This is a genomic window from Metabacillus fastidiosus NBRC 101226 (genome assembly GCF_001591625.1).
Taxonomy (GTDB): Bacteria; Bacillota; Bacilli; order Bacillales; family Bacillaceae; genus Metabacillus; species Metabacillus fastidiosus.
The window spans coordinates 1-8,047 of record NZ_BCVG01000144.1 but is presented as its reverse complement, the minus strand read 5'-3'; the positions used below and the strand labels follow the sequence as shown (position 1 = coordinate 8,047).

Sequence of the window (8,047 nt, the reverse complement as noted above, 5' to 3'; positions counted from 1 at the left end):
TTACTGCTCGTTAAGGCTAGGATAAAAACATAAAAAAAGGCTGATCTTTATCGACCAGCCTTTATTGCTCTTAAGAAAATATATTTGTCATACGTTTTGTCATTCTCTTCATTCCGCGATTTGCTGTTCTATTGTTGCGTGAATAATAATAAGCTGCTGCTCCTAAACCGACAGCGGCTAATGATGTAATAGTACGTCTCATAATGTTTATCCCCCTTATTTAACATTACATACTTATTGACCGATCATCATCAGAAAATAAATCATCAAGTGAACTTAATGTTCCATCCTCTTCCACTTGATGTGTTAATATTTTTCCTTTTGCAACAGAAAGTTCAATAAAGCAGCCCCAGCAATAATATTGATTTACACCGATTTTTCCTAAGTCTTTACTTTTGCAATTTGGACAAATTAACAAATGGACACACCTCTTTACGGTTCGAACTCCATGACGATTGCATCTTTACTTATTGCCAAAGGTTGTCCAGTAGCTTTAACTACCTTCTTCCCCTCTGCCAAATCCGCAAAGAAACCATCCGTCAATTCATATGCTTCAATTCTACCCATTTGAGGTGAAAAATATACATCATCTAAAAGCCCTATTTTATCACCAGTTTCAGTGAAAACTGCTTTGAAACGGAGCTGATCGTATGTTTCAAACTCATAACAGCTCTTCATTTCCTGACAAGTCAGCAGTCGCTCTTCACTTTGAATCATGACACCATCATCGCCAAGAGCTTGAATCACATCAATTGGAATAAATCGATCACGTTTAAATAATCCTTTGCCGTCCATCACAAGTCCAATTACAAAACCTTTAGGAGAAAAGCATAAATCCTCAACAGTACCAATTAATTTTGCTGTTTTCTGATTATAAATGGGGAGACCTTTTACTGTTTTAAATGTTCGCAAAGAGAGACCGCCACCTTCTTCGAACATTTATCGGGTAAATGAAACCCCCGACCGGTTCAGCTGACTATCCACACGAAATAAAAGCGTCAAGTGATAGAAGCTGTCCCTTTTTATATCATTGATCTTTTTAAATAAGTTCATGCAGGGCAACGTTTTCCAATTAAAAAAGCTGCCTGATAAAAGGCAGCTTAATCATTAATTTAAAATTGTAACTTTGACACTTTTCTTGCCCCAGTTCAATGCATCACGTTTCGATGGGAAGAATACATCAATTCTTTTTCCCTTAATAGCACCGCCTGTATCAGCAGCAATTGCATTTCCATATCCTTCTACATGAACTTCTGTACCTAATGGAATAACTTTAGGATCAACCGCAATTACTTTTTTATCTGAGTTCTTCTTTAAATTAATACCAGTTGCTGTTATTCCTGAACATCCTTTGCAGCTTGCTGTATATGCGGAAGCAGTTACTGTTAATTCCTGTACACTCTCCTGTGTACTCGCAACTTCTTTTGATTTTTCTTCCGCTAATACTAATTTATCATTTGGCTTAATAATATCTGAATTTAAGTTGTTCCACTTTTTAATGTCTTTTACAGATACACCATGTTCCTTCGCGATTTTATATAATGTATCGCCTTTTTTTACAGTCACTTCTTTTGCAGCTGCAGATGCAGTCCCTGTAAATGCAATTGCAATAATAAAAGCAGTGAACATTGTAAAAAATAGTTTCCTCATGAAAGTACCCCCTGTTTTTGCTTTAATTAGCTAACATGGGTACAATCATAGCATGCCAACTTTTCAAAACAGGGACAAACACGTTATAAATTGATGACCAACTTAACAACTTCGACATAAATATTACATTTAGGTTACAATATTTCAAATTAACTTGAAAAATGACTTTATTTTAATCCATAAAATCGAACGGTGTAATTCCTTCCATACCAATATTCGCGTCCTTAATATCAAATGGAAGCTCTTTTTGTAATTCATCGAGCTCAGATGCACCTGTCAGCTTCATTGTCAGTGAAGTTTGTCTTTCAGCGCTCTCATTATTTGAAATCCCCCACTCCAAGGCCTCTTTTTCTCCACATAAAATAAGGAATTGCTTACTTCTTGTTATCGCTGTATAAATTAAATTTCTCCTGAGCATGCGATAATAGCCTTTCACAATCGGCAAAACGACGATTGGAAATTCACTTCCTTGCGATTTGTGGATAGAACAGCAAAATGCATGTGTGAACTGATTAAAATCTTGTTTCGTATATGTAACTTCATTCCCATCAAAGGAAATAACAATCATATCTTCTTTTTCAGTATTTTCTTTCGCATAGAAAATGGAAACAATTTCTCCAATATCACCATTAAACACATTGCTTTCAGGCTGATTAACGAGCTGAAGTACTTTATCACCATTGCGGTAAATGACATCCCCAAACTTTAACTCCCGTTTCCCCTCTATTTTCGGGTTAAAAATTTCCTGTAAAATGAGGTTAAGCTGATCAATTCCGGCTGAGCCGCGATACATCGGAGCAAGTACTTGAATATCCTTTGCAGTATAACCTTTTGTCAGTGCATTTTTAATTACCTTTTCAACAGCTTCTTTTATTTGGACTTGGGTGCACTGAATGAAGGAACGGTCCTTCGTTGGCATCGTAACGTTTTGAGGCAATCTCCCGCTTTTAATTTCATGTGCAAGCTCAATAATGGAAGAGCCCTCCGCCTGACGATAAATATCTGTTAATCTGACTGTTGAAACAATATGAGATATAAGTAAGTCACGGAGTACTTGTCCCGGACCAACAGATGGCAGCTGATCTTCATCACCAACAAGAATTACTTGCATTTTATCTGGCAATGCTTTAAAAAGCTGATTCGCAATCCAAATATCGACCATTGACATTTCATCAACGATTAATAACTTCCCCGAGATTGGATTATCTTCATCATGCTCAAAACCTTCCGCACCGTTCCATTTTAATAAACGATGAATCGTGACAGCCGGAAGTCCTGTTGCTTCACTCATCCTTTTTGCTGCTCGCCCTGTCGGTGCTACTAATAAAATTGGAAAAGGTTCATCCTTCTTATAATCGGCTGGTTCTAATGAACAGCCATGAAGATCCGCATACAGCTCAACTATTCCCTTTATAACAGTCGTCTTTCCAGTTCCCGGCCCTCCTGTTAAGAGAAGCATTGGTGACATTAATGCCGTTTGTATCGCTTCTTTCTGTGACGGAGCATATTGCACTTTCATTCTTTCTTCCAAGTTTCCTAATGAAAGAAGGAACTCTGATTCAGGAAAAAGCTCATCATAGTCCGTTTGCTGCATGATTCTTTTGATATGATTGGAAACACCTTGTTCGGCATAATATAAGGCAGGTAAATAGGCACGGTCTTCTTCTATTATTATCCGTTTCTTTTCCCCAAGTGAAATAATTTCCTGCGCTATATCTGTCTCTATAATTTTGTCCCTTTTTCCATGATCAAGTAATTCTTTCGATTGTACAATCAACTGTTCAAGATGGATAAAAACATGCCCTTCCTGATTCGATAAGTTTTCGATTGTGTAAAGACATGCCGCTTTAATCCGCTCAGAGTTATTACCTGAAATTCCGATGCGTTCTCCCAATGTATCTGCACGTACAAAGCCTATACCTTCCACATCGGAAATGAGCTTATAAGGATTTTTCTGTATGATTTCAAGTGTCTGATCCTGATATGTTTGGTAAATTTTCATCGCAAGCTGCGGACCGAAACCAAGTTCATTTAAAGAGATCATAATCTGCTCTAATCCTTGATGCATCTTAATCGTATCAACTAAAAGACCTGCTTTTTCCTTATTTAATTTAGGTACCTTATTAAGGACAGAAGGGTCTTGCATTATTTTTGAGATCGCTGTTTCACCGAGAGTTTCTACAATTGACTCTGCTGTTCTTTTACCGATTCCCTTAAATAAATCACTTGATAAATATTGGATAATTCCTTCCTTCGTCTGAGGAATTTCTTTTCTATAATGTTCAACCTGGAATTGCAAGCCGAATTTCGAATGATTGATCAGTTTTCCAAAGAAGGTATATACTTCATCTTCATGCAAGAGAGGGAAATATCCCGTAACCGTTATTTCTTTATCCTCGATCTGCTCAGTTGTTTCTTGAATTCTTACTTTTAATACAGTATATAAATTCTGCTCATTATGAAAAATAACAACTTTTATTAATCCTTTTACAAACCGCTCATCTTCTGTAAATAAATCCTGCTCCTGCATGAGTATTAACCTCCCTTCCCACCGTTAGATTACATTACCCTTCACTATTCATTAATTTTAAAGCATGTCCTGCTAACATATGCCCCGGGTCATATTTAAGAGCTGATTCAAACATTTCTTTTGCCAAATCCGGTTTATCATGAAAAACATAGGCGACGCCTAAATTATAATAAGCATCAGCATGCTCTTCGTCTTTCCTAATTACAGCTTGGAACTGTTCAACAGCTTCATCGATCATTTCAAGTCCTGCTAAAGCTAATCCGTATTGAAACCTCGCTTCCACATCTTCCTCATTTAATTCAACTGCACGCTGAAGATACGGCAAGGCTAATTTTCCCTGGTTAAGATTCTGGTGTGACAGTCCTATCATAAAATAAAGATCACTTTCATCCAGACCTTTTTTTAATGCTTCTAAATACATTTTTCTCGCTTCGTCAAATTGCTCTTGATTAAAATAAATATTTCCTGCTCCGTAGTAAGCAGTAGCTGCATTTTCATCTATTTCAATCGCTTTTTCATAAAAACGTAGTCCTTTTTCAAATTCGTTTAGCCCCGCAAGCAAGTTTCCGAAATTTATATAATGAACCGGTTCTGTCGGATTTTCCGCAATCGCTTCAGAAAAATATGCTGCTGCTTCTTCATATTTTCCTGCCTGCATCGCTTGAATTCCTAATTGATTTTTATCCATATACAATCCCCCTGAGATTTAAAAGTAAACAGCGAAAGGGTCTGCCTCTCCAACACAATATATAGTATGAAATACTATATAAATGTAGTGTGAGAGGTCAGACCCTACTACCGTCTTAAATATCGTAAGTGACAGCCTCTTTAGCAAACATACGTAAGCTTTTCACCGTTTTTAAACACTTCATTGATTGTGCCTCCGCCTAAACATACTTCTCCATCGTAAAATACGACAGCTTGTCCAGGTGTAACTGCCCTTATCGGGTTTTTAAATGTAACTTTTGCTGTTTTATCAGTCAGCATTTCTACATGTACTTCATTATCAGCCTGGCGATAACGGAATTTTGCTGTACAATCGAAGCTGTCTACCGGCTGATCCGACACCCAGTGAACGTCTGCTGCGGTGATGGAATCAGAGTATAACAACTCATTATGGAAGCCCTGATCAACATATAAAATATTTTTCTCAAGGTCTTTTCCGACAGCAAACCAAGGCTCGCCGCTTCCGCCGATACCAAGTCCATGACGCTGTCCGATCGTGTAATACATTAAACCGTCATGTTTCCCTTTTACAACACCATCCATTGTTTGCATAACACCAGGACGTGCTGGTAAATAACCACTTAAAAATTCTTTGAAATTCCGTTCACCGATGAAGCAAATGCCTGTGCTGTCTTTTTTAGATGCAGTTGCAAGATTTGCTTTTTCAGCTAATTTACGTACTTCTGATTTCTCAATATCTCCAATTGGGAACATAACTTTTGACAGCTGTTCTTGTCCAAGCTGATTCAAAAAATATGTCTGATCTTTATTTTCATCCAGTCCCCGGAGCATTTTGTACTCACCGTCACGGTATTCTACGCGTGCATAGTGACCAGTTGCTAAATAGTCAGCACCAAGAGACATTGCATGTTCTAAAAATGCTTTAAATTTAATTTCTTTATTACACATAACATCCGGATTCGGAGTTCTTCCTGCTTTATACTCATTTAAAAAATAAGTAAATACTTTATCCCAATATTGCTTTTCAAAGTTTACAGCATAATATGGAATACCGATTTGATTGCAAACAGCAATAACATCGTTATAATCTTCTGTCGCTGTACAGACACCATTTTCATCTGTGTCATCCCAGTTTTTCATAAAAATTCCGATGACATCGTAACCGTGTTCCTTTAAACGCAGTGCTGCAACAGATGAGTCAACACCGCCGGACATACCGACAACGACACGGATATTTTTTCGATCTTCGTTCAACACTTTACACCTCCCGGGCATTTCTAAGCTGTTAATCGTTTCACTATTTTAGCAGTCTCGTTTGCAGCCCGTGTTACTTCTTCCATCGTCGTTCCTAAACCAAAACTGATGCGGATAGAGGAAGTAATTCTCTCAGAGCCTTTTCCAAACATGGAAACTAACACGTGGGAAGGATCAATTGAACCTGCTGTACAAGCGGAACCGCTTGAAACAGCAATGCCCGCTAAATCCATATTCACTAATAAAGATTCAACATTCGTTCCTGGAAAATAAATATTTAACAAATGCGGTAACCCTTCTAATGAACCATTAACATGAAATGCGAGTTCTTGCTTCTTAAAAATTGATAACATTGTATCTTTAAACTGTTTATATTGTCTAACTCTTTGCTCACGTGAAGTAATAGCGAGCTGTGCCGCTTTTCTTAATCCAACAGCTCCAATAACATTTTCTGTTCCGGCACGTCTTTTGAGCTCCTGTTCTCCGCCGTAAGATAATGAGTTAAACTTTCTTCCTTGTTTAGCATAAAGAAAGCCAGTCCCTTTTGGACCATTAATTTTATGAGCGGACACAGACATAAAATCGATGTTTAGTCGTTCTACATGTATTTCTTCCATCCCATACGCCTGAACAGCATCTGTATGAAAATAAGCTTGGTGATCTTTTAAAATCTCCCCAATCTCTGCAATCGGCTGAATCACTCCTACCTCATTGTTTCCATACATAATCGTTACTAAAATCGTTTCAGCTGTAAGAGCATTTTGAAGCTCTTCCAATGATATTCTTCCCTCTTCATCCACACCTAAATATGTCACTTGGAATCCTTGTTTTTCTAAATAATGACAAGCGTGAAGAACAGCATGATGCTCAATTTCAGAAGTAATAATATGTCTGCCCTTTTCTTTATTAGCAAGTGCAGTGCCAATAATTGCAAGATTATCTGCTTCCGTTCCGCCGCTCGTGAAAATAATTTCACTTGGTTTTGCCCCGATGCTCTCGGCTAACGCTGCTCTCGATTCATCTAACAGTCGTCTGCTCTCCCTGCCGAAAGAGTGGATGCTCGATGGATTCCCAAACACTGTTTGCATGTATGGCAATATTTCTTCTATCACATCTGGATGTAACGGAGACGTTGCCGCATGGTCTAAATAAATGCGTTCCAACGTAATCACTCCCTAAGTCTTTGATTTTAAATATAAAACATATACGGTTCCTGTTCACTGTCTGTATAGCTTGCAAGATCTTCCAATGTTGTGCCGTCAAGTACACCTTTAACAGCATCACGAATTTTTATCCATAACTCTCTTTTAGCAGGTTCTTCATCTTCCAGCACTTCAACTGGACTTATAGGCCCCTCAAGAACACGAATAATATCACCAGCAGTTATGCTTGCCGGCTCATCACCTAAAATATATCCGCCATATGCACCTCGAATACTTTTAACGAGACGTGCGTTTCTTAATGGAGCAATTAACTGCTCTAAATAATGCTCAGATAAATCATGTGTTTGCGCGATACTTTTTAAAGATGTTGGACCTTCACCATGCTTTCTGGCAAGTTCAATCATTATAGTCAGACCGTAACGTCCTTTTGTAGAAATTTTCATATTTTGCACCCCATTTTCCATTCCGGAGACTCATCGAATCTCCATTTTAAAACCTAGTTATATTTTATTTTAAAATAATTAATTTGATTTTACAAAACGATCATATTTAACCTATGCTATTATAGCATACTATGAGCTTTAAATCAGTTAAACCAACTTATCTTATAGAGAAAGGTCATTTCTTTAAAGTGAAATATGCATCAGTACGGTTTTCTCAATAATTAGTTGAAGTAACTAGAACCTCGAGCCAGTCTACGAAATACAGGATAAAAAATCCCAACTAGAAGCGGAACGAACGAAGAGGTGCTAAACTTTATATA

Annotated in this window: 9 protein-coding genes; all 9 read right to left on the bottom strand. The window is 37.6% G+C overall.

All coding sequences use genetic code 11. The features are described 5' to 3' along the window. Positions 1-70: 70 nt before the first annotated feature. On the bottom strand, positions 71-202 hold the full coding sequence (locus BFA01S_RS22145) for a DUF3918 family protein (RefSeq protein WP_082800097.1): 132 nt from the start codon (positions 200-202) through the stop codon (positions 71-73). A 24-nt stretch (positions 203-226) separates the two neighbouring features. Further along, the gene (locus tag BFA01S_RS19895; RefSeq protein ID WP_066235065.1) at positions 227-418 is read right to left on the bottom strand and encodes a hypothetical protein; all 192 of its coding nucleotides are present in this window, start codon (positions 416-418) and stop codon (positions 227-229) included. A 14-nt stretch (positions 419-432) separates the two neighbouring features. Continuing rightward, positions 433-939: a PRC-barrel domain-containing protein gene (locus BFA01S_RS19890; RefSeq protein ID WP_066235062.1), complete on the bottom strand. Its 507-nt coding sequence runs from the start codon at positions 937-939 to the stop codon at positions 433-435. Positions 940-1,107: 168 nt separating this feature from the next. Continuing rightward, positions 1,108-1,650, bottom strand: coding sequence for a 3D domain-containing protein (locus BFA01S_RS19885; RefSeq protein WP_066235058.1), 543 nt, complete (start codon positions 1,648-1,650; stop codon positions 1,108-1,110). 172 nt (positions 1,651-1,822) lie between these two features. Further along, the gene (gene recD2, locus BFA01S_RS19880; RefSeq protein WP_066235055.1) at positions 1,823-4,180 is read right to left on the bottom strand and encodes an SF1B family DNA helicase RecD2; all 2,358 of its coding nucleotides are present in this window, start codon (positions 4,178-4,180) and stop codon (positions 1,823-1,825) included. Positions 4,181-4,214: 34 nt separating this feature from the next. Further along, complete coding sequence (locus BFA01S_RS19875; RefSeq protein WP_066235052.1) at positions 4,215-4,868, bottom strand: tetratricopeptide repeat protein; 654 nt, start codon at positions 4,866-4,868, stop codon at positions 4,215-4,217. Positions 4,869-5,008: 140 nt separating this feature from the next. Beyond that, a complete protein-coding gene (gene mnmA, locus BFA01S_RS19870; protein WP_066235071.1) occupies positions 5,009-6,121 on the bottom strand; it encodes a tRNA 2-thiouridine(34) synthase MnmA in 1,113 nt (370 codons plus the stop codon). A 23-nt stretch (positions 6,122-6,144) separates the two neighbouring features. Then, on the bottom strand, positions 6,145-7,284 hold the full coding sequence (locus tag BFA01S_RS19865) for a cysteine desulfurase family protein (RefSeq protein WP_066235048.1): 1,140 nt from the start codon (positions 7,282-7,284) through the stop codon (positions 6,145-6,147). Positions 7,285-7,310: 26 nt separating this feature from the next. Continuing rightward, positions 7,311-7,727: a cysteine metabolism transcriptional regulator CymR gene (cymR, locus tag BFA01S_RS19860; RefSeq protein WP_066235069.1), complete on the bottom strand. Its 417-nt coding sequence runs from the start codon at positions 7,725-7,727 to the stop codon at positions 7,311-7,313. Positions 7,728-8,047: the final 320 nt, after the last annotated feature.